The following is a 21,815-nucleotide window of genomic DNA, read 5'->3' as shown; positions in this document are numbered from 1 at the left end:
ATTGGGTATTGCAAAATTGCATTTGATGTTGTATAATAGTTCATCAAGTTTAGGCATACGGGGTTATACCCTCCGATGCCGGGGAGGTGCACACTGTGAAAAATGCAAAAATTCCGATAATCGCGGAGGAAAACTATTTAAAATCAAGCTGGTGCGGTGAAACGCTGGACGGCATAGGCAGACAGAAATACGAAATTGTAACGCCCGACGATGTGAAAAATTTCGCAAAATCCTCCGTCGTGCCGATAATAGGCACAACAAACCATTTTTTGAAAAAAAGCATTACCGTGTGCATTGAAAACAATCTCCGCCCTATCGTTGTAGGCACCGAAACGGCAGACGTCGACAGCCGTATAAGCACCATTAAAACCAACAGAAAAGCGGCGGTTACAAGCCTTTTGAAATATTTCAAATCGGCAGGCAGAAACAGCACTGCACTCCTCGGCGTAAACAGGTACTCAACGATTGACAACGAGAAAAAAGACGCCTTTACAGAGGCATATTCCGCGCTTTACAAAAAAGACGCGCAGAAAAACATATATTACAGCAAAACCAATGCGGAGGACTGTGTAAACAGCCTTTTAAGCGATATTTCATCATATAACGGCGTGATATGTTCAAACGACTATTTTGCCGTTTTGTTTATGTCAAAGGCGCGGAAGGCGGGGATTAAAATTCCCGAAGATGTGTTTACGGCAGGCTACGGAAATTCGTTTATATGCGAAAACACAACCCCCGCCGTTACAAGCGTCGCGCCGAAATACCGCGAAATGGGCACACAGGCGCGGAAAGCGTATTATTACCTTTCCGATAACCCGTCGGTAAGCTCGGTAAGTATTCTTGTGGATTACGATATAATTGTGCGCGAAAGCACGCTGAATATAAAATTTGAAAATGACAGCAGTATAATTTCAAACAATTTTGAACCGTGCACTCATACCATATTTGACGACGGCAAAATCAGGGGAATAATCGGTCTTGACGCGGTTTTCGGCTCGTCCGACACGTCGCTCACAATGATTTTGAAGGGAATTGCAAATGATGTTTCATACAGTGCGCTTGCCGAAAAGCTTTATCTTTCCGACTCGGCTTTCCGATACAAGCTTAACAAAATTTTTGCCCTCACGCATACAAAATCGAAAAACGAGCTTAAAGATTTGCTGAACGATTTGAATTTGAAGAATAATTAGCCTAGAGGAGATTTGACATTGAATAACATTGTTACCCTGAAAAACGGCGCGTCAAGCGCAAAAATTTCATCGCTCGGCGCACAGCTTTTAAGCTTTTGCAGTGAAAAAACGGAATATATGTGGCAAGCCGACAAAAATGTTTGGGGATTTACCGCACCGGTTTTGTTCCCGATTTGCGGAAGCCTTAACAAAGGACGGTATATTTTTGACGGCAAAGTTTACGAAATGACGCCTCACGGATTTGCAAGATTTAAAGAATTTGAAATTGAAAATTTGTCCGGAAACAAAGCTTGTTTTCTTCTAAAATCGGACGAGGATACAAAAAAGAAATACCCGTTCGACTTTGAATTTCGCGTATCCTTTTCTCTTTTTAAAAACAGGCTGGACATTACATACTGCGCAAAAAACACAGGGAACGGTGATATGTATTTTTCATTCGGCGGACACGAGGGATATTCCTGTCCCGAGGGCGCGGACGAGTATTATGTAAAATTTGAAAACGATACATCTCTTACGCGCCGTATGCTCCAAGACGGATTTTTCAACGGAAAAACGGAAAAAATAAATCTTACAGACAACGTGCTTTTTCTCGATTACGGAGAATTTGAAAAATGCACATATATTTTTAAAAACATAAATTCCGACAGCGTGATATTCGGGCATAAAAACGGAAAAAGAAAAATACGCGTCGGTTTTCCGAGCCATACGTCGCTCGCATTGTGGACGCTCCCCGAAAGAAAATATGTCTGCATAGAACCCTGGTGCGGAGTTTCGGAAAAACAAGACTTTGACGGCGATATTACAAAAAAAGACGGCATTATTTGCATAAAACCGTTTCAGAGTTTTGAAAGAACACATTTTGCTGAAATACTCGGCTGAATTGAAAAAAGCAAGGGACGATGCTAACATCGTCCCCTACATAAACGCAAAATATACAATAATGTAAAAACGCACAAATTAAAAACATACAAATCACAAACAAAATCCGACCAAAAACATTGCAACAATTAGGAGAATTTTTCTCAATCGAACTTAATACTGCATTCGTACGGTATAAGTTTTAAAATTTCCTCCTCGTCGACCTTTGGAGAGAGCTCCATTTTATACACATAGTTTTTCGTGTCAGCATCCGGATTTTTCGAGGCGGAGCTTAAGCTTACCGAAACGCCCATTTTCTCGCATCGGGCGCAAAAATCTTCGTTAAATCCGTCCTTATCAACATTTTTGACGCTGACAACTCTGTGCACAGGCATTTCCAGCCATTTATATCCGCGGTGAAGAAAAATCTGCATCAAAAGCACAATGACGCTTGCACAAATGCCGATAAAATACATTCCTCCGCCTATCGCCATACCTATGCCCGATGTTGCCCATATGCCTGCCGCGGTGGTGAGTCCCGTTATGGTGCGCTTTTGAATAAAAATCATACCCGCGCCCAAAAAGCCTATGCCGTTTGCTATGTTCGACGCAACACGCGACGGGTCGAGCTTTATATTCTCGGCATACTTAAAACCCGGTTTGATAACGTCAAAAAACGCATACTTCGACACAATCATCATAAGCGCCGCGCCTATTGCAACAAGGCAGTGCGTTCTTATTCCCGCCTCTTTTGAGCGGTTTTTGCGTTCAAATCCTATCACCGCACCGCATACCGCCGCGGCAAAAAGTCTTAACAAATATTCAATTTGTATCGGTTCAAACATTTTTCTCCGTCCCTTCCTTTTTGCTGTTTATAATTTCGCTGCACATATGACTTTATTATATTATATTTATTATATTATATTTATTATACAGTATTTTTATTTGCATTGCCGATGTTTTTATGATAATTCATTGTAGCACAGTTTTATATAAACTTCAACAATTTATCAAAAATTTTTAACCCATTTAATACCAAAAATAAATTTACATAAAACTCCCATTATTGCAAACAATAAATTTGTAAAATTTAATCGGCAAACACAAAAAATACACATAAAAAGGCACAAAATTTTTAAAAGTTTATATGTTTAAAAGGAGTTTTTTATATGAAAGCAACAGGAATTGTCAGACGTATAGACGACCTCGGAAGGGTGGTTATACCCAAGGAAATCCGCCGTACTATGCGTATCAGAGAGGGCGACCCGTTAGAGATTTTCACAGACCGCGACGGGGAGGTTATTTTCAAAAAATACTCGCCCATCGGCGAACTTGGCGAATTCGCCTCGCAATACGCCGAAACGCTTTACAAAACGTCGGGGTACCCTGCGTGTATCACCGACAGGGACACCATCATTGCAATATCGGGCGCGGCGAAAAAAGATTTTCAGGAAAAGCGTTTGAGCGAGGATATGGAACGCGTGCTTGAAGAAAAAACCGCGTTCATCTACCGCCGCGAAAACGACAAAAATCTCACTGTGACCGACGGAAGCAAATTGAGTGTCGGTGTTGCGGTGCCGATTATCGCGGAGGGCGACACTGTGGGAAGCGTTGTTCTTTTGAAAGACAGCGCGGACAAAAAAATGAGCGAGGCTGAAGAAAAAATCTCCAAAGCCGCCGCACTTTTTCTTGCAAAACAAATGGAATTATGACAAAAAAGAGCCGAAATCAAAGCCGTGAAAACGGCGCAAAATTCGGCTCTTTTTGAATTTTATCACATCAAAATTTTAATTTTATCAAACAAATTTAAAGAAGTTTTTTTCTTAATTCCTCACCGCTCATTGCGCTCAAATATGCCGGCGGAACATCAAACACCGTTTTACAGCCCGTCATTCCCTCTTTGTTCATACGGCAAACGGCGCGCGCGTACGCAACCAGCACCGACGCGGTAAATTCGGGATTTGAGTCAAGCTTTAAGCTGTATTCTATAACGTGTCCGTTTTCGCCGTTCATACCCGTTTTTCCGCTTCGTATAACCGAACCGCCGTGCGGAATTGCACTGTGGTTTGCTTTAAGTTCCTCCTCGGAAATGAAATAAACCGTTGTGTCGTAATCGGTAAAATAATTCGGCATAGTTTTAATTTCGCGCTCAATTTTTGCAAGGTCTGCGCCGTCCTCGGCAACAACATAGCACTCACGCGTGTGTTTCTGACGCGTTGTGAGCGCGGGATTTTCGCCTGCGCGAACCGCATCAACCGCCTCTTTAACGGGGACGGTGTACTGGCGCGCGTCAACAACGCCGTCAATTCTGCGGATTGCGTCGGAATGTCCCTGGCTTACACCTCTTCCCCAGAATGTATAATCACAGCCGTCGGTGAGAATTGCATTTGCATACATTCTCGCAAGCGAGAACATTCCCGGGTCCCAGCCGACCGAAATTATTGCGGTTTTTCCGCCTTTTTTCGCGGAATTATCCACATTTGCAAAATGCTCGGGAATTTTCGCGTGGGTATCAAAACTGTCGATAACGTTAAAATACTGCGCGTATTTCGGCGTCTGCACGGGCAAATCTGTGGCACTTCCTCCGCAGATTATGAGAACGTCTATCTCGTCTTTCATTTTTTCCGCATCGTCAACGCTCAAAACGGGAACACCCTCGGTCAAAATTTTAACGTCCGCAGGGTTTCTGCGCGTAAACACAGCAGATAAAACTGCGTCGGGGTTTTGTCGGATTGCACATTCAACACCGCGTCCGAGATTTCCGTAGCCTAAAATTCCTATTTTCATAAAATTCTCCTTTTTTTTTAATTTTCGGATGTTATATATGCCGTCATTTCGGCGCCGTTCCATTCAAAATTAAAATAATTTGCAAGTTCGTCTATCGAAATGCAGGTGTAACCGCCGACGTTGTAAACGTCGCTCAAAATGCACTCACCGCCCGACGTTTCGAGCGCAACGGTTATGTTGCTGTCCTTAACCGAAAATGCTTTCTGACCGTTTCTGTTTTTGTAAATATCGAGCGCAATGGGTTTTTTCGCCTTTTGCTCGTTTGCCTTAATCGAAATTTTTCTCAAAGCGTCGTCATAGGTGACATCAAAACCGTAGTTTGCCAAATCCTCGGCAACCACAACCGCGTGCGGATTTGTGCCCACATAGCTGAACGTCGGCATTTCAAGCCCGTTCATAAACGTGCGGATATTGGTAAAGCAAACAATGTTGCGTCTGTCTTTTATTATGCCGAATCCGTAGTTTAAAAGGCGCGCGGTATCGGTGAAACGCTGACCTGCCGACGACGAACCCATAGTTACTGAAATAAGCCTTTTTCCGTCACGCACCGCTGTTCCGCAGAAACACGCGCCTGCCGCCGTGCTTGTGCCGGTTTTAAGACCGTCCGCACCCTCGTAATAATAGGTGTCGAGGAGGTGATTTGTGGTTTTGTATGTCGCACCCTTAAACGTCACAGATTTTTTGGACGAACGCGCGATAATATCGGGATATTTTGTAATTGTTTTTCGCGCAAGGTCCGCCATAGAAACGGGCGTAATCTGATTGTCTGCAACACCGCAGCTGTCGTAGTAATGCGCGTTTATGCCGAGTTTTTTAGCAGTTTTGTTCATACGGCTGACAAACGCCTGCTCGCTTCCTCCGCCCACAAGTTCAGCCAGCGCAACCGTCGCGGCGCTTGCGGAATATGTAATCACAACACCCATTATTTCGTCAACGGTGTAAACCGTGTCGTAGTTTAACGAAATCATATTCTGATAAAGCTGATTTCTCGATTTCCAATAAACGTTACTGCTTATCGGAACGCATGTGCCGAGCGTGATTTCGCCGTTTTCAAGCGCCTCATACACGCAGTAAAGCGTCATAATTTTGGTCATACTCGCCGGAACGCGCAAAGCGTAGCCGTTAAGCTCATATAAAACTTCGCCTGTATCGCAGTCCATAACGCACGCGCCGGCGGACGAAATATAGCTGTTTCCGACCTGCGCCGCATAGGCGTTTCCGCACGGCACAACCGCGGTGAAAACGAGAATAAACATTAGAATTACCGCGCAAGACGAGCGCATTTTTTTAAACTGTGAAATTTTAACCGAATCCATAATTACCCCTGTCCTTTTTGTTCCTTTTTTTGTAACATAGAAATTATATCACCGCGCCGAATTTATGTCAACACGGATTTTGCACCTTGCGCTCCAAAAGCGCAACAGTTTCGATATGCGCGGTGTTGGGGAACATATCGACGGGGACTGCTTTTGTCAAAATGTAACCTTTGTCCTTTGCGATTTTCACGTCGCGCGCGAGGGTTGCACTGCTGCACGAAACGTACACAATACGCTTCGGATTGAGCGAGCAAATCATACCGATAAGTTCCTCGGTAAGACCTTTCCGCGGGGGGTCGACAACTATTATATCGGCTTTTTCGCCCTTTTCGATTAACTCTTTCACAACTTTATCGCAGTCGCCCGAATAAAATCTCGCATTTTCAATTTTGTTATGATGTGCGTTTTTCTCGGCATTTTTCACCGCGTCGTCAACAATTTCAACGCCGATTACTTTTTTCGCATTTTCCGCCATAAAAAGCGAAATTGTTCCGCACCCGCAAAAGAGGTCGAAAACCGTATCGTTTTTTGTCGGATTTGCGTATTCGAGCGCTTTTTTATACAAATTTTCGGTCTGGCGCGTGTTGACCTGAAAAAAGCTTTTGGACGGAATGAGATATTCCAAATCCCCGATTTTCGCGGTGATTTCGTCGTTTCCGAGCAAAATTATGTTTTTTTCGCCCGTTATCACGTTGGTTTTTTTGGTGTTGACGTTCTGAATAACGCTCACCGCATCGTTTTTTTCGAGAATTTCAACAAGTCTGCCGATATTTTCGATTTTGCGCTTTGAATTTGCGACGATAACAACCATCACCGCGCCCGAAAACTCCCTTATATAGAGGTTCCGCACAATTCCTCTGCCCGATTTTTCGTCGTACGCCGAGATACCGTTTTCCCTGAAAAATTTAACGCAGATATTCATAATTTTGTTGATTTTTTCGCTTTGGATAAGGCAGTTTTCAATCGGTACAATATCATGACTGCGCTCCTTGAAAAATCCGCACGCAAACTCGCCGTGAACGAGCGACGCAGGGAACTGCGCCTTGTTGCGGTAGTGAAAAACATCGGCCGACGGAATGATTTTTTCAAGAACATAGTCACCGTCGGCAAAACCGCCGTTTTTGCGCAGATTGTTGCGCACGATTTCGGTTTTGAGCGCAAGCTGTGACGGATAGTCAAGATGCATAACACTGCACCCTCCGCACCGCGAAAAATGCGGACACGGCGGTGTTTGGCGCATATCGGACGGCGAAATGAGCTTTTCGATTTTCGCAAATCCGAAGCTTTTGTTTATTTTTAAAATTTTGATTTCCGCCCTGTCGCCTTTCACGCCGTTTTTGACAAAAAGCGTGTAGCCGTCCGACTTTGCAATGCCCTCTCCGCCGGCACCGTTGTCGGTAATTTCAGCGGTTATGATGTCGTTTTTTTTAAGCATTTTTTCCTCCGCCGGTGCAATTTTTTCTGTCGCCGTCTATAAGAATTTTCATCGCGTCTACTGCGCACTGTATCGCGCGCGTGCTGTCGTTGCAAACGGTGTCTTTAAGCCCGTTTTTGCTCCGCTCGACGTTCCATATTGCGGTAATTACCGCGCCTGCGCGGACCGACCGCGCGATTGCAACCGAGAAAATTGACGCGCACTCCATTTCGCTGGTAAGACAACCGCATTTTCGGTATGCCTCCCACCGTTTTTCCAAAAAGTCGGAAACGGGCATAGTTTCGGGGTTTGTTTCGCCGTAGAACGAGTCTTTGCTCTGGATAACACCTATGTGATACGCGTTGCCCTCGCTTCCCGTGCAGATTTTGTCCGCGCTCATTTTCAGCGCCTCCACCACCGAAAAGTCAGCCGCCGCAGGGTAGTCTTTGGGAAGATATTCGTAGCTTGTGCCGTCACCGCGTATTGCCGCCGTGGGGATAACGAGGTCGCCGCCGCAAACTGACAGGTCAATTCCTCCGCTCGTGCCGACGCGTATGAACGTGTGACAGCCGCATTTTACAAGTTCCTCCACCGCGATTGCCGCGCTCGGACCGCCTATTCCCGTGGACGTGACGCTGACCTTTTCGCCGTTCAAATACCCGGTGTAGGTGACAAATTCGCGCCTGTCCGCAACGAAATATGCGTCGTCAAGGTTTTCGGCGATGGTTTTTACGCGTTTCGGGTCGCCGGTTAATATGACGTATTTTCCGACGTCATTTTTGTCGATGTTTAAGTGGAATTGTTTTTCGGTATCGAGAAGTGACATTTTTGTTTCCTCCTTTTTTCGGTTTTATTGTAATTTTAATTTTTTCTTCTGTATCAAAAATAGGTTATCGTTACTTTTTCTTTTGCTCCGCAGGCACCGCTTTTACGCTAAAAGTGCCATAAGCGGAGCGAAACAGTATAATATCATATTTTATGTTTTTGATATGACACAGCAAATCAAAACAACAGATACAACCATCGGGATTGCAAAGGCACTTCCTTTGCTTTCTCTCCCTATCATACCACAAATTATACCCAAATGCAAAAGAAAATAAAATTTTATAATAATTTGCCGCAAAATTTATATTGCTATTTTTCCGACGTCGTGATATACTATATTAGATTGGGAAGATATAGATTTTTATTCAAAATTACAAAAAAGAACATCAAACGAAAATATATAACTTATCGGGAGTGACAATATGGCAAATATATTTGAGAAAATATTCGGCACATACAGTGACCGCGAGATCAAACGAATTAAACCGATTGTAGAGCAGATAAATGCTCTCGAGGACGGTATGCAAAAGCTCACCGACGCCGAGCTTAAGGCGAAAACAAACGAATTCCGTGCACGTCTTTCGGACGGCGAAACGCTTGACGACATTCTGCCCGAGGCATTCGCGGTGGTGCGCGAGGCAAGCAAACGCGTGCTCGGTATGCGCCATTTCGACGTTCAGCTTATCGGCGGTATTGTGCTTCATCAGGGCAGAATTGCCGAGATGAAAACAGGTGAAGGAAAAACTCTTGTCGCGACTCTTCCGTGCTATCTTAACGCACTTGAGGGCAAGGGCGTGCACGTTGTAACGGTGAACGACTACCTTGCAAAGCGCGACAGCGAGCAGATGGGCAAAATTCACAGGTTTTTAGGTCTTACCGTCGGTCTTATCACGCACGACACCGAGGACAGACGCGCCGCGTACAATGCCGACATAACCTACGGTACAAACAACGAATTCGGTTTTGACTATCTGCGCGACAATATGGTTATCTACAAAGAACAGCAGGTTCAGCAAAAAGGCCACAACTTCGCGATTGTCGATGAGGTGGACTCCATTCTTATAGATGAGGCGAGAACTCCGCTTATCATTTCGGGTGCAGGCAGTGAATCGACACAGCTTTATCAGCTTGCGGACACCTTTGCAAAATCTCTCACAAGCTTTAAAATAAAAGAAGAGGACACAAAAGTTATCAACGACGACATTGACGCGGATTACATCATAGACGAAAAGGCGAACACGGCGGCACTCACCGCGCGCGGTATCAAAAAGGCGGAAACGGCATTTTCGGTTGAAAACCTTTCCGACCCCGAAAACATCACGCTTTCGCACCACATAAACCAGGCTATCAAGGCAAACGGCATTATGAAACGCGACAAAGACTACGTTGTGAAGGACGGCGAGGTTATCATTGTTGACGAATTTACCGGACGTCTTATGTTCGGCAGACGCTACAACGACGGACTGCACCAGGCGATTGAGGCAAAAGAGGGCGTTAACGTTGCAAGAGAGAGCAAAACGCTTGCAACAATCACGTTCCAGAACTTTTTCAGACTTTACAACAAGCTTGCCGGTATGACGGGTACGGCGCAGACCGAGGAAGTGGAATTTCAGTCCATTTACAAGCTTGACGTTGTGGTTATTCCCACAAACAAGCCGATGATAAGAATTGACCACAGCGACGTGGTTTACAAAAACGTTGAGGGCAAGTTCAACGCGGTTATAAACCAGATTGAAGAATGTCACAAAAAAGGTCAGCCGGTGCTTGTCGGCACAATCACAATAGAAAATTCCGAAATTTTGAGCAAACTTCTTAAAAGACGCGGAATAAAACACGAGGTTTTGAACGCGAAATTCCACGAGAAAGAGGCGGAAATAATCGCACAGGCAGGCAAAAAGGGCGCGGTTACAATCGCAACCAATATGGCAGGCCGAGGAACCGACATTATGCTCGGCGGTAATGCGGAGTTTATGGCGAAAGAAAAAATGCGCAAAATGGGATATTCCGACGAACTTATTTTGGAGAGCACGGGATTTTCCGAAACCGACGACGAAGAAATTTTGGAGGCGCGCAGAACGTTCTCCAAGCTTGACGAGGAATTTAAAGAGCAGATTAAAGAGGAGCGCGCGGAGGTTATCAAGGCGGGCGGACTTTTCATTCTCGGCACAGAGCGCCACGAATCAAGACGTATTGACAACCAGCTCCGCGGACGAAGCGGACGTCAGGGCGACATCGGCGAATCGAGATTTTATATTTCGCTTCAGGACGAACTTATGCGTCTTTTCGGCTCGGAGAGAATAGAAAATATGGTTAACGCGCTCGGCTTAAAAGACGACGAGCCTATCGAGCACAGAATGCTGTCAAACGCGATTGAAAACGCTCAAAAACGCGTTGAGGGAAGAAACTTTGAAATAAGAAAGCACGTTTTGCAGTATGACGACGTTATGAACGTTCAGCGAAACGTTATATATTCACAGCGTCAAAAGGTGCTTGACGGCGAGAGCCTTAAAGATTCCATCATCAAAATGATGGAGGATTTCATAAACAACACCGTTGCGTCCTACACCACCGCCGACTATGTTGACGACTGGAATTTGGACGGACTTATTGAATACTGCGAGAGAATTTTCCTCCCCGAGGGCGAACTTTCGTACACCCGCGAAGAACTTGAAGATTTGACAAAAGAAAAACTTACAAACGACCTTATGGATATTGCGCTTAAACGCTATGCCGAGAAAGAGGCGGAATTCGGCGAGGACAAATTCCGCGAGGTTGAGCGCGTTGTGCTTTTGCAGGTTGTAGACAGCAAATGGATGGAGCATATCGACAATATGGAACAGCTCCGTCAGGGTATCGGACTTCGTGCATACGGCAACCGCGACCCGGTTATCGAGTACAAAGAAGAAGGCTACAATATGTATGAAGAAATGCTCGGCAACATCGGCGAGGACGTTATAAAACTTCTCTTTGCGGTAAGACTGCGCACAAACATCGAGCGCAAACAGGTATCGAAACCCACCTCCACAAACGAGGGCGGTGACACGGTGAAAAAACCCGTCGTTAAAGAGAAAAAAATAGGCAGAAACGATTTATGCCCGTGCGGCAGCGGCAAAAAATACAAAAAATGCTGCGGAGCGAACAAATAAACCGTAAATAAAAAACGCATCAGACAGAAACGAAATACATTTGCATTGCATTTTTAATACAAACGTATTTCAAAATAAATTTTGGGAGTGAAAAAAATGATTGAACTTGAGCAGCTTAAAATCGAGCTTTCCGCTTTAAGTGACAGCATTAAGAATTTGAGGGATTCACTTTGACGTGGACGGCGCACAAAAACAGATAGACGAGCTGGAAAAAGAAACTATGGTTGAGGGATTTTGGGACGATTTGGAGAAAAGCCAGAAAATACTGAAAAAATCCAAGGCGCTCAAAAACAAGGTTGAAAGCTACGAAAGCCTTAAAAACGACTACGACGACACGCTTACAATGATTGAAATGGCAATCGAGGAGGACGACGACAGCGTTTATGCGGAGCTTAACGACTCGGCGGAAAAGATAAAGAAACGTCTTGAAACGCTCACGCTGGAAACACTTTTGTCTGGTCCTTATGACAAAAACAACGCGATTTTGACACTGCACGCCGGCGCAGGCGGAACAGAGGCGCAGGACTGGGTTGAAATGCTTCTTCGTATGTATACGCGCTACGCCGAAAGACGCGAATTTTCGGTTGAAACGCTGGACTATTTAGCCGGCGAGGAGGCAGGCGTAAAAAGCGTTACAATCCTTATTTCGGGACTTAACGCATACGGCTATCTCAAGGCGGAAAAGGGTATTCACCGCCTCGTTCGAATTTCGCCGTTCGACGCGTCGGGCAGACGTCACACGTCGTTTGCGTCGTGCGAGGTTATGCCCGAAATCGAGGACGATTTGGAAATCGAAATCAATCCCGACGATTTGAGGGTTGACACCTACCGTTCGAGCGGTGCGGGCGGTCAGCACATCAACAAAACCGACTCCGCGATACGAATTACCCACATTCCGACGGGAATTGTGGTGTCGTGCCAGAACGAACGTTCACAGCACAAAAACCGTGAAACAGCTATGAAAATGCTCAAATCCAAGCTTATTGAAATTAAGGAACGCGAGCATATGGAAAAAATCGAGGACATCAAGGGCGTGCAGAAAGACATCGCCTGGGGAAGCCAAATCCGTTCGTATGTTTTCCACCCGTACAACCTTGTGAAAGACCACAGAACAGGCTACGAAATGGGAAATATCGGCGCGGTGATGGACGGCGATTTGGACGGATTTATCAACGAATATTTAAAACAGTCCAACCTCGGCACAATAGAGGTAAAATAAAAATTTAATATTGCACGGGAACATTTTAAAAATGCAGGGGACGGTGACCGCATCGTCCCGTTGTTTCAAAATACACCAAACAAAGGAGAATAAAATGAAAAACGCAAAAACATTCATCTCGGGCGTTCTCGCCGGTGCACTTGCAATGTCGGCGCCTGCGCTCGCAAACGGCGTAAAACAACTCATCGAGGCGGAACTCAACACCGTTAACATCACGGTTGACGGCGTAAAGGTTGACGGCGAAAACATACTTTACAACGACAGAACATACGTTCCTCTGCGCCAAATTGCCGAAATGCTCGGCAAGGACGTTGCCTGGGACGAGGCGACAAACACCGCGGACATCGCGGACAGTCACAGCAAAACTTTTGACGGCGAAACTGTCGGAAATATCGGCGGTGAGGACGTTAAAAAAGGCGAACTCGATATGTATGTTTCGCTCGCGAAGGCGCAGAACAGCGGAATTTCCGACGCGGACGCGGAAACAAAGGCAAAAGAAAACCTCGCATACGACCGTGCGCTTTGCGCATTTGCCAAAGAAAACGGCATTGAGGCAGGCGAGGAATTTGAAACCGCATATGCAAACTACATAAAAAATATGAACGCGCAGTATGCTATGCAGGGCGGTGCGGACGGCGAATTTAACAAGCTTTTGGAGGCGCTCGGCTACACAGACGAGTCGTACAAGCACGTGCAGAAAATGTCATATATAAAGTCGAAACTTATCGCGAAAAACAGCGCGCTTTACGCTCCGAAAGGCGACGAAATTTCAAAATATTATGCCGACAACAAAGAGCAGTTTAAATATGACGGCATAAAAGCAAAGCACATTTTGTTCTCAACCGTCGGCGCGGACGGCAATGCAATGAGTGACGCGGACGTTAAAAAGGTTGAAGCAAAGGCGTATGAAATCTACAACAAAATCAAAAACGGCGCAGATTTCGACGAGCTTATGAACCAATTTTCCGAGGACCCCGGTCTTGCGCAAAATCCCGACGGATACACCTTTACAAAAGGCGATATGGTGAAAGAATTTGAGGACGCGGCGTATAAACTCGGCGTCGGCAAGGTGTCCACACCGGTAAAAACCGCATACGGCTATCACATCATCAAGGTTGTTGAAAAAATCGACTACCTCCAGCCAGCAGACGCGTCGGTTAAAAATTATATCACGGCGCAGATTGAAAATCAAAAACTCGACAAAGACGTTTCGGAAAAGCTTTCATCTATGAATGCAAGCTGGAACTAACTCAAAATTTTAAGATTAGTTTATGCAACAATTTCCCCCGGCTGAATATAATTTCTGTCGGGGGAATTTTTATTTTGCAAAAAATGTTGACTTTTTCGGCGGTGTAGTATATAATAACAGTAACGATTACTAATTTTATAAAAGGGGTAAATAAATGAAAACTACGCGTTATTCACATCAGCGTGAAGTGATACTCGACAACGTTTTGTCGCGCAAAGACCACCCCACCGCGGAACAGATTTACGAGGACGTTAAAAAGGAAATCCCGAATATCAGCCTTGGTACGGTGTACCGAAACTTAAATTTTCTTGCCGGCGAGGGCAAAATTTTGAAGGTCGATTTGGAAAAATCCGTTTTTGACAGCACGCTTGAAGGGCATAATCATATGCTCTGCGAAAAATGCGGACGGGTGGTTGACGTTGACGTTGACATTAACACCGCGAATTTTTTTGACAAACTTGGAAATATTATAACTAAGGCGGACGTGCGCTTTACAGGTATCTGCGCACAGTGCAAAAATCTTTGAAACTGCTTTAGCGCCCCGCCTGAAAAGGCATAATTTCGGCTAAATAAGTCAAAATCTGAAAGGAGAATTTCTTTATGGAATTGAACGGTTCTAAAACAGAGGCTAATCTGCGCGCGGCATTTGCCGGCGAAACACAGGCGAGAACAAAGTACACATATTATGCGTCGCAAGCGAAAAAAGACGGCTTTGAGCAGATTGCCGCCATTTTTGCGGAAACTGCGGAAAACGAAAAAGAGCACGCAAAAATTTGGTTTAAACTTCTCAAAAAAGGTATGCCCAAAACGCTTGACAACTTAAAAGACGCGGCGGACGGCGAAAACTACGAATGGACGGATATGTATAAAAAATTCGCCGATGAGGCACGCGAAGAGGGCTTTAACGAGATTGCGTCGCTTTTTGAAAAGGTGGGCGAAATTGAGAAAGAGCACGAGCAAAGATACAAAAAGCTCATTGAAAATCTTGAGAAAAACGAGGTGTTCAAAAAGAGCGGTAAGGTTATGTGGATTTGCCGAAACTGCGGTCATCTGCACTACGGCGACTCGGCCCCTGAGGTCTGCCCCGTTTGCAGTCACCCGAAGTCGTTTTTTGAGGTTAAACCCGAAAATTATTGATTATGCAAAAGGCATATCGCCAAACGGCGGTATGCCTTATTTTTTTACCCTGTAAACTTTTTCATACAAGACATTTCTTATTTTTTCAAATCCGCGCCTGTCAGCACTTTTGCCCGACGTCATAACAAGGAGCGGAATTTCGCCTTTTCCATCGCCCAAAGACGGCTGGAGATATTCAAAATTGTTTAGGAAAAATCCGTTTCTTTCATAAAATTTAATACGCCGTTGTGCAATTTCGTTTTCGGGAGGTTCAACTTCAAGGCAGACGGTTTTATTGAAAATTTTTAAAATTTCCGCAAGCATTTTCGCGCCGATACCGCCGTTACGGCTTTTTTCGTTCACCGCAAAATGCTCTATATACGCAAAATCTTCAAAATCCCACAGCGCGATAAACGCGGTCACATCTTCACCGTCATAACGCGCAAAAATACGGTATTCGTCCTCTTCAAAAAGCTTTTTTTGCCCGTCATACGAACGGCGTTCATCGGACGGAAAACTTTCGTCCATAATTTTATAAACCTTGTCAAAATCGCATATTTCAAGCGGTTTAAGCATAATATCCTCCGTAAAATATAAAGACGGCAAAACGCCGTCTTTATCAAAATTTTATTCAAGAAAATCTTTAAGCTTTTTGCTTCTGCTCGGGTGTCTTAATTTACGCAGTGCTTTCGCCTCAATCTGACGTATTCTCTCACGGGTAACGTTAAATTCTTTTCCGACTTCCTCAAGCGTTCTCGCTCTGCCGTCGTCAAGACCGAAACGCAGTCTTAAAACCTTTTCCTCACGCGGTGTGAGCGTTTCGAGAACGTTCATAAGCTGTTCTTTAAGCAGCATAAACGCCGCCATATCCGACGGTGCGGGCGCGTCGTTATCGGGAATAAAGTCACCGAGGATACTGTCCTCCTCCTCGCCGATAGGCGTTTCAAGCGACACGGGTTCCTGTGCGATTTTCATAATTTCGCGCACCTTTTCATCGTTTACCCCCATTGCATTTGCGATTTCGTCCACTCTCGGCTCGCGTCCGAGTTCCTGCAAAAGCTGGCGCGACACTCTTATAAGCTTATTTATGGTTTCCACCATATGAACAGGTATTCTTATGGTTCTCGCCTGGTCGGCAATGGCGCGCGTAATCGCCTGTCTTATCCACCAGGTTGCGTATGTGCTGAATTTGTAGCCTTTTGTGTAGTCGAATTTTTCAACCGCTTTTATAAGACCGAGATTGCCTTCCTGGATAAGGTCGAGAAAAAGCATACCTCTGCCGACATAGCGTTTTGCAATGCTGACAACCAGCCTTAAGTTCGCCTCGGAAAGCCTTTTTTTCGCAGCCTCGTCGCCGTTGTGCATTCTCTCGGCAAGCTCGATTTCCTCATCACTGCTCAAAAGAGGCACCTTTCCGATTTCTTTAAGATACATTCGCACAGGGTCGTCCAAACCGACGCCTTCGGGAATTGACAGGTCAATTTCCTCCTCGTTGGTTTGAATTTCGGCAAGCTCGCGGTCTAAATCTTCAACAAGCTCAATGCCCAAATGCTCCAGAGTTTCATAAACCTTTTCAATCTGCTTTACATCTAAATCAATTTCGGAAAGAGCATCAGCAATTTCTTTGTATGACAACACACCCTTTTTCTGACCGATTGCAATAAGCGTTTTTATAATCTCTTTTTTACCGGCAGCGCCTTGAGTCTGTTCAACCTCAACGTTTTTTTCTTCAGCCATATAAGCCTGCTCCTCCTTTCATTTGTTAAAATTATTTATTTTTTAAAAACTCATTCAGCTTTTCCATATCTCCGCTTTTTAAAAGCTCGCTTATTTTCGCCTTGCGCATTTCCTGCTTAATCGCGGCAATATAATCGGTGACGGCTCTCGTTTTATCGTCGCACATTGCGTCGATTGACAAAATTTTTGTAACCTCGCCGATTTCGTCCTCATCGAAAAGCGTCATAACACTGCCTGCCTCGAGGCGCTGGTGCTCTTTTGCGCGTTCTTTGATTATATTAAAAAGTTTGATATGAGTTTTGTTTTCAAAAAGTTTTTCGTCGATTTCGCCGTCAAAACGCTCAAAAATGCTCACACTGTCGGCAAGCACCGACAAAAGAAGTTCGCGCGTTTTTTCGAGTTTGTCCGACACAATCGCGCCGGCATACGGCAGAATATCGGGGCTTTGCACGCTTTGCTCTCCTTTTACAACGCGTGTTTTGCCGAGCTGGGCGTATATCGCCTGCGCACCCGTTTTTGCACGGCGCGCAATCTCCTCAACGTAAATATCAAGCTCCACGTCGTTTTTCACCTTTGCAAGATACGGCAAAAGGTCGGAAACATAGCGTATTCTGTCCTCAACGTTTATTTGCAGTTCATATTTTGCCCCAAAAATATCCATTAAATACAGTAAATCGGATTTTCGCTTGTTTATCAGCGCCAAAAATCGGTCTTGCCCGTATTTTTTCAAAAATTCGTCGGTATCTTTCGCGCCCTCAACCGTCATAACGCTTACCTTTATGTCGAAATCGCGCAAAAGCATTATCGCGCGTTTTTTCGCCTCAAGTCCCGCGTCGTCGCTGTCGTAGCAGATAATTATTTCGTTGAAATAGCGTTTTAAAAGTTTTGCCTGGTCGGAGGTAAGCGCCGTGCCGAGCGTCGCAACAACGTTTGCAATGCCGTGTTTAACAACGCTGATAACGTCCATATATCCCTCAACCAAGATAACCTCACCGCATTTTGAACGGCGCGCAACGTTTAAAGAATACAGATTTTTGCTTTTATTGTAAATAAGCGTATCGGCGGTGTTTAAATATTTCGGGTTTACGTCCTCCGTGATACGGCGCGCACCGAAGCCGATAGCCTTGTCGTTTGCATTAAAAATAGGAAACATAATGCGGTTTCTGAAACGGTCGAAATATGCGCCCGAGTCGTTTTTCGACGCAAGTCCGGCGGCGAAAATATCCTCCTCTTTATATCCCTCGCCCTTGAGATAATCCAAAAGCGCAGTCCGCGAATTGGGGGAATATCCGAGAGTATAAAACTTTGCGCACCGCCCGTCGAGCTGTCTTTCTTTGAAATACGCAACCGCAGGCGCGCCCTCTTTTTTTGAGAGCATACCGTAATAGAAAAGCGCCGCCTTTTTGTTAAGTTCAAAATAAAGTTCTTTTTTATCCCTTATTGCAGCCTCTTTTTTGCTGTCGGCATAACTTGTTTCGGGAAGTGCGACGTTCGCCCTGTCCGCAAGCTTTTTAAGCGCCTCCAAAAAGGTTAAATTTTCCATTTTCATAACAAAGCTTATCGCCGTTCCGCCTTCTCCGCAGCCGAAACAATGAAAAATTCCCTTTTGCGGCGACACCGAAAACGAAGGTGTTTTTTCGTTATGAAACGGGCAAAGGCCCATATAATTTGAACCGCTTTTTTTAAGCGGAACGTATTCGGAAACGACATCGACAATATCGCTTTTGTCGATAACCTCCTGAATAACGTATTCGGGATAACGCGGCAAAATCCATCACCATTTTCCTTATTTTTTGCACAAGTATTTTAATTCGACATTTTTTTCGAAATTCCTTTTTAAAATTGCATAAATTTATAAATTACCGCAAATTACCACGTCTGCGGAACGAAAAGCGCATTGAAACGCTTTAAAATATATCCGTCCGTCATACTCGCAATATAGTCGCACACAACGGTGTCGGCGTCGTAATTTTTGAGCAAATTCACAAATTCGCCGGGCATTTTTTCGGGATTTTCAAGATAATATTTATACATTTTTTCAATAACAAGCTCAACTTTTTTGTCCTGCTCGCCGATTTTTTTGTAAACCGTGTCAAACATAAACGCACGCAGTCCCATCATTGCGCCCTCGATTTCGGCGCTCATAGACACTTCCTTGTTTTTCAGCGTGGTGTTTATGATGTCGGTAATAAGCGTGTTTATGCGTTTTGAATGGCGGTCGCCGAGAACTTTTATATATTCTCTCGGCAAGTCGTCGTTTTTGATTATTTCGGCACGGATTGCGTCGTCAATATCGTGGTTGAGATACGCAAAACGGTCGGCATATTTGATAATTTTTCCCTCAAACGTGCTTGCCGTCATAGTGCCTGCGTGGTTTAAAATTCCGTCGCGCACCTCGTATGTGAGATTTAATCCCCCGCCGCCCTTTTCAAGAACGTCAACCACGCGCAGGCTTTGCTCATAATGCTTGAACCCGTGAGGCGAAAGTTCGTTCAAAATATGCTCGCCCATATGCCCGAACGGCGTGTGTCCCAAATCGTGCCCAAGGCTTATAGCCTCGGTCAAATCGGCGTTTAAACGCAGTGCCTTTGCAATGGTTGCGGCAATCTGCGAAACCTCAAGCGTGTGCGTGAGGCGCGTTCTGTAATGGTCGTTGTCGGGCGATATGAAAACCTGTGTTTTGTGCTTTAACCGTCTGAATGCTTTTGAATGGACAATTCGGTCGCGGTCGCGCGAAAAATCGGTGCGGATTTGACACTTTTCCTCAAATTTTTGACGTCCTTTTGTGTTTTTTGAAAAACACGCATACTCGCATAGGTACCTTTCTTCAAGCATTTCGCTCTGCTCGCGTATGTTCAATGTTTACTTAACCTCCTCGGCAATTCTTTCGCAAATAATGTCAATTCTCGAAAGCGCGTTTTCGTCGGCATTTGCAGGGTGACGGGCGCATACGCCGAAGTGCCCCGCACCATTCTGTGAACTTGTGCCGACGATTGTGAAGCCGTCAACCAGCATAGCGTCGTGAATTGAGCGCACGGTTGCCTCCTGTCCGCCGAAAAGCGAGCCTCCGCAGACAAACGCACAGCCGAGTTTGCCGACAAACGCCTTGCGCGAGCGTGCGTCGCGCGTTTTGTCAAAAAGACATTTAAGCTGGGCGGTCATAACACCGAAATATACGGGCGAACCGAAAATAACGCAGTCGGCTTTTTCCATTTTATCCAAAACCGTTTCAAGCTCCGTGCCCTTGTAGCAAGCCTTGCTGCACGGCGACGAACAGCACATACAAAACGGTGTTTTTGCGGAATTGAGCGCGCTCTGAAGATAGATAAGCTCGGTGTCAAAACCTTTTTTATTTAAAATATCGAGCGCGGTTTTAAGCATAAACGCGGTGTCGCCGTCCTTGTGCGGACTTGCGTTTACCGCAATAATTTTTTTACTCATAAAATCACTTCCTTAATAATATAATACCACATTTTTTTGAAAAATCCTTTTTTTCGCGGTTTTTCACATAATGAAGAATTTCAGTATCGCAATTACAATAATCCCCGGCACGCCCAAAAGCCCCAAAATCAGCGCGGTTATGGGGTTTATGCCGATGTAAAATCCCGTTATGTGCGAAAATGAATTGATGATGAATAACAGAACCAGTCCGAGAAAACTGCTGAAGAAAAATTTAAATATCACTTTCAGCGGTTTGAAGAAGATTTTGCAAACCGTGAAAATTATCAGAAGTCCGAGTATGTAGCCGAGAAATTTAGAAAACAGTTCCAACTCCATAAAAATCCCCCCTGTCCATATAAAAATATATAATTTTTTTGCCGTAAATATGACATAAGAGGGGGATTTTTACGGGGATTTTTCCCCGTTTGCCCCTATGATTTTTTCTGGGATTTAAAATTTTTGTTCTATATCAGAAATAGATTATCGTTATTTTTTTGGTTTGCTCCGCCCGTTCAATAATATTGTAGGGGGCGATGCCCACATCGCCCCGTTTTGTTGGTGTTTTAAAAATATTTTTCTATATCAAAAATAGGTTATTGTTATTTTTCGGTTTGCTCCGCAGGCACCGCTTTTAGCGTAAAAGCGGTGGGAAAAGCGTGGGGGTTTCGATTCCCCCACACCCCTAAACGACAAGGGCGATGCCCTTGACCCGTTCTGCAAACGTTAATTTTTCGGCGGACGGTTTGTTTTCGGTATTTGTTTGAAAAACTTCGATTACCTGTTGTCTAAATGATTTGATTGTCGTAAGGGGTCTTGGGGTGGAACCCCAAGCCGTTTAGGGGTGCGGGGGAATCGGAACCCCCACGCTTTTCCCACCGCTTTTAGCGTAAAAGCGGTGGGAAAAGCGTGGGGGTTTCGATTCCCCCACACCCCTAAACGACAAGGGCGATGCCCTTGACCCGTTCTGCAAACGTTAATTTTTCGGCGGACGGTTTGTTTTCGGTATTTGTTTGAAAAACTTCGATTACCTGTTGTCTAAATGATTTGATTGTCGTAAGGGGTCTTAGGGTGGAACCCCAAGCCGTTTAGGGGTGCGGGGGAATCGGAACCCCCGCGCTTTTGAGGCACTTTTACTCTAAAAGTGCCTCAAAAGCGTGGGGGTTTCGATTCCCCCACACCCCTAAACGACAAGGGCGATGCCCTTGACCCGTTCTGCAAACGTTAATTTTTCGGCGGACGGTTTGTTTTCGGTATTTGTTTGAAAAACTTCGATTACCTGTTGTCTAAATGATTTGATTGTCGTAAGGGGTCTTGGGGTGGAACCCCAAGCCGTTTAGGGGTGCGGGGGAATCGGAACCCCCACGCTTTTCCCACCGCTTTTAGCGTAAAAGCGGTGGGAAAAGCGTGGGGGTTTCGATTCCCCCACACCCCTAAACGACAAGGGCGATGCCCTTGACCCGTTCTGCAAACGTTAATTTTTCGGCGGACGGTTTGTTTTCGGTATTTGTTTGAAAAAC

The 21,815-nt window shown here is 45.0% G+C and carries 19 protein-coding genes and 2 tRNA genes; 10 read left to right on the top strand and 11 right to left on the bottom strand.

Going from position 1 to position 21,815, the window contains the following annotated elements:
- Positions 1–95: 95 nt before the first annotated feature.
- Together H8706_RS03380 and H8706_RS03375 are read left to right on the top strand one after the other, a co-directional pair.
- On the top strand, positions 96–1,190 hold the full coding sequence (locus H8706_RS03380) for a substrate-binding domain-containing protein (RefSeq protein ID WP_262431486.1): 1,095 nt from the start codon (positions 96–98) through the stop codon (positions 1,188–1,190).
- An 18-nt stretch (positions 1,191–1,208) separates the two neighbouring features.
- Complete coding sequence (locus H8706_RS03375) at positions 1,209–2,069, top strand: aldose 1-epimerase family protein (RefSeq protein WP_262431485.1); 861 nt, start codon at positions 1,209–1,211, stop codon at positions 2,067–2,069.
- A 143-nt stretch (positions 2,070–2,212) separates the two neighbouring features.
- Here the strand turns inward: H8706_RS03375 and H8706_RS03370 are convergent, their stop codons facing one another.
- Positions 2,213–2,893, bottom strand: coding sequence for an MgtC/SapB family protein (locus H8706_RS03370; protein ID WP_178347936.1), 681 nt, complete (start codon positions 2,891–2,893; stop codon positions 2,213–2,215).
- 324 nt (positions 2,894–3,217) lie between these two features.
- Between H8706_RS03370 and spoVT the strand changes: the two genes are divergently transcribed.
- The gene (gene spoVT, locus H8706_RS03365) at positions 3,218–3,760 is read left to right on the top strand and encodes a stage V sporulation protein T (protein WP_178347935.1); all 543 of its coding nucleotides are present in this window, start codon (positions 3,218–3,220) and stop codon (positions 3,758–3,760) included.
- Between the two features lie 94 nt (positions 3,761–3,854).
- Here the strand turns inward: spoVT and H8706_RS03360 are convergent, their stop codons facing one another.
- The 4 genes from H8706_RS03360 to H8706_RS03345 all read right to left on the bottom strand — a co-directional run bounded on the left by H8706_RS03360 (position 3,855) and on the right by H8706_RS03345 (position 8,391).
- Entirely contained in the window at positions 3,855–4,835 is a 981-nt protein-coding gene (locus H8706_RS03360) for a diaminopimelate dehydrogenase (protein WP_262431484.1), read from the bottom strand.
- A gap of 17 nt (positions 4,836–4,852) precedes the next feature.
- Positions 4,853–6,151, bottom strand: coding sequence for a D-alanyl-D-alanine carboxypeptidase family protein (locus H8706_RS03355; RefSeq protein ID WP_262431483.1), 1,299 nt, complete (start codon positions 6,149–6,151; stop codon positions 4,853–4,855).
- A gap of 67 nt (positions 6,152–6,218) precedes the next feature.
- Complete coding sequence (gene rlmD / locus H8706_RS03350; RefSeq protein WP_262431482.1) at positions 6,219–7,586, bottom strand: 23S rRNA (uracil(1939)-C(5))-methyltransferase RlmD; 1,368 nt, start codon at positions 7,584–7,586, stop codon at positions 6,219–6,221.
- A complete protein-coding gene (locus tag H8706_RS03345) occupies positions 7,579–8,391 on the bottom strand; it encodes a nucleoside phosphorylase (RefSeq protein ID WP_262431481.1) in 813 nt (270 codons plus the stop codon). The genes rlmD and H8706_RS03345 overlap by 8 nt, the downstream gene beginning before the upstream one ends.
- Positions 8,392–8,812: 421 nt before the next feature.
- Here H8706_RS03345 and secA point away from each other — a divergent pair, with 421 nt between their 5' ends.
- From secA to rbr, 5 genes are all read left to right on the top strand, one after another.
- The gene (gene secA, locus H8706_RS03340; protein ID WP_262431480.1) at positions 8,813–11,536 is read left to right on the top strand and encodes a preprotein translocase subunit SecA; all 2,724 of its coding nucleotides are present in this window, start codon (positions 8,813–8,815) and stop codon (positions 11,534–11,536) included.
- A 96-nt stretch (positions 11,537–11,632) separates the two neighbouring features.
- Positions 11,633–12,755, top strand: a protein-coding gene (gene prfB / locus H8706_RS03335) for a peptide chain release factor 2 (protein WP_178347929.1) whose coding sequence is annotated in 2 segments (ribosomal slippage) — positions 11,633–11,695 and positions 11,697–12,755 — 1,122 coding nt in all. Because the reading frame shifts where the segments join, the coding sequence is not laid out codon by codon here.
- A gap of 94 nt (positions 12,756–12,849) precedes the next feature.
- Positions 12,850–14,004 carry a peptidylprolyl isomerase gene (locus tag H8706_RS03330; protein WP_262431479.1) on the top strand — a complete coding sequence of 385 codons (1,155 nt, stop codon included), beginning with the start codon at positions 12,850–12,852 and terminating at the stop codon, positions 14,002–14,004.
- 154 nt (positions 14,005–14,158) lie between these two features.
- On the top strand, positions 14,159–14,530 hold the full coding sequence (locus tag H8706_RS03325; RefSeq protein WP_178347927.1) for a Fur family transcriptional regulator: 372 nt from the start codon (positions 14,159–14,161) through the stop codon (positions 14,528–14,530).
- 74 nt (positions 14,531–14,604) lie between these two features.
- A complete protein-coding gene (rbr, locus tag H8706_RS03320) occupies positions 14,605–15,141 on the top strand; it encodes a rubrerythrin (RefSeq protein WP_178347926.1) in 537 nt (178 codons plus the stop codon).
- Positions 15,142–15,177: 36 nt separating this feature from the next.
- Here the strand turns inward: rbr and H8706_RS03315 are convergent, their stop codons facing one another.
- From H8706_RS03315 to H8706_RS03290, 6 genes are all read right to left on the bottom strand, one after another.
- Positions 15,178–15,696, bottom strand: a complete 519-nt coding sequence (locus H8706_RS03315; RefSeq protein ID WP_262431478.1) for a GNAT family N-acetyltransferase — start codon at positions 15,694–15,696, stop codon at positions 15,178–15,180.
- A 51-nt stretch (positions 15,697–15,747) separates the two neighbouring features.
- On the bottom strand, positions 15,748–16,857 hold the full coding sequence (gene rpoD / locus H8706_RS03310; protein WP_178347924.1) for an RNA polymerase sigma factor RpoD: 1,110 nt from the start codon (positions 16,855–16,857) through the stop codon (positions 15,748–15,750).
- A 31-nt stretch (positions 16,858–16,888) separates the two neighbouring features.
- Positions 16,889–18,625 (bottom strand): DNA primase, encoded by a 1,737-nt coding sequence (gene dnaG, locus H8706_RS03305; protein ID WP_262431477.1) that lies wholly within the window; start codon positions 18,623–18,625, stop codon positions 16,889–16,891.
- A 101-nt stretch (positions 18,626–18,726) separates the two neighbouring features.
- Positions 18,727–19,716 (bottom strand): deoxyguanosinetriphosphate triphosphohydrolase, encoded by a 990-nt coding sequence (locus H8706_RS03300; protein WP_262431476.1) that lies wholly within the window; start codon positions 19,714–19,716, stop codon positions 18,727–18,729.
- Positions 19,717–19,719: 3 nt separating this feature from the next.
- Positions 19,720–20,298 (bottom strand): flavodoxin family protein, encoded by a 579-nt coding sequence (locus H8706_RS03295; protein WP_262431475.1) that lies wholly within the window; start codon positions 20,296–20,298, stop codon positions 19,720–19,722.
- A 63-nt stretch (positions 20,299–20,361) separates the two neighbouring features.
- Complete coding sequence (locus tag H8706_RS03290) at positions 20,362–20,634, bottom strand: pro-sigmaK processing inhibitor BofA family protein (protein WP_178347920.1); 273 nt, start codon at positions 20,632–20,634, stop codon at positions 20,362–20,364.
- Positions 20,635–21,135: 501 nt separating this feature from the next.
- On the opposite strand from H8706_RS03290, the gene H8706_RS03285 reads away from it, so the two are divergent.
- Together H8706_RS03285 and H8706_RS03280 are read left to right on the top strand one after the other, a co-directional pair.
- Positions 21,136–21,233 (top strand) — tRNA-OTHER (locus H8706_RS03285).
- Between the two features lie 400 nt (positions 21,234–21,633).
- Positions 21,634–21,731: transfer RNA gene (locus H8706_RS03280), tRNA-OTHER, on the top strand.
- The last annotated feature ends 84 nt before the right edge of the window (positions 21,732–21,815 follow it).

This window comes from Qingrenia yutianensis (assembly GCF_014385105.1).
Classification (GTDB): Bacteria; Bacillota; Clostridia; order UMGS1810; family UMGS1810; genus Qingrenia; species Qingrenia yutianensis.
Note: the sequence above shows the minus strand (reverse complement) of the source record. Positions and strands in the feature narration are given on the sequence as shown.

What these genes read in the sequence shown, in the direction of transcription:
- H8706_RS03325 (WP_178347927.1), top strand. Translation starts at nt 14,159, where the DNA reads ATGAAAACTACGCGTTATTCACATCAGCGTGAAGTGATACTCGACAAC.
- rpoD (WP_178347924.1), bottom strand. Translation starts at nt 16,857, where the DNA reads ATGGCTGAAGAAAAAAACGTTGAGGTTGAACAGACTCAAGGCGCTGCC.
- rbr (WP_178347926.1), top strand. Translation starts at nt 14,605, where the DNA reads ATGGAATTGAACGGTTCTAAAACAGAGGCTAATCTGCGCGCGGCATTT.
- H8706_RS03355 (WP_262431483.1), bottom strand. Translation starts at nt 6,151, where the DNA reads ATGGATTCGGTTAAAATTTCACAGTTTAAAAAAATGCGCTCGTCTTGC.
- spoVT (WP_178347935.1), top strand. Translation starts at nt 3,218, where the DNA reads ATGAAAGCAACAGGAATTGTCAGACGTATAGACGACCTCGGAAGGGTG.
- H8706_RS03370 (WP_178347936.1), bottom strand. Translation starts at nt 2,893, where the DNA reads ATGTTTGAACCGATACAAATTGAATATTTGTTAAGACTTTTTGCCGCG.
- H8706_RS03315 (WP_262431478.1), bottom strand. Translation starts at nt 15,696, where the DNA reads ATGCTTAAACCGCTTGAAATATGCGATTTTGACAAGGTTTATAAAATT.
- rlmD (WP_262431482.1), bottom strand. Translation starts at nt 7,586, where the DNA reads ATGCTTAAAAAAAACGACATCATAACCGCTGAAATTACCGACAACGGT.
- H8706_RS03360 (WP_262431484.1), bottom strand. Translation starts at nt 4,835, where the DNA reads ATGAAAATAGGAATTTTAGGCTACGGAAATCTCGGACGCGGTGTTGAA.
- H8706_RS03290 (WP_178347920.1), bottom strand. Translation starts at nt 20,634, where the DNA reads ATGGAGTTGGAACTGTTTTCTAAATTTCTCGGCTACATACTCGGACTT.
- secA (WP_262431480.1), top strand. Translation starts at nt 8,813, where the DNA reads ATGGCAAATATATTTGAGAAAATATTCGGCACATACAGTGACCGCGAG.
- H8706_RS03345 (WP_262431481.1), bottom strand. Translation starts at nt 8,391, where the DNA reads ATGTCACTTCTCGATACCGAAAAACAATTCCACTTAAACATCGACAAA.
- H8706_RS03295 (WP_262431475.1), bottom strand. Translation starts at nt 20,298, where the DNA reads ATGAGTAAAAAAATTATTGCGGTAAACGCAAGTCCGCACAAGGACGGC.
- H8706_RS03330 (WP_262431479.1), top strand. Translation starts at nt 12,850, where the DNA reads ATGAAAAACGCAAAAACATTCATCTCGGGCGTTCTCGCCGGTGCACTT.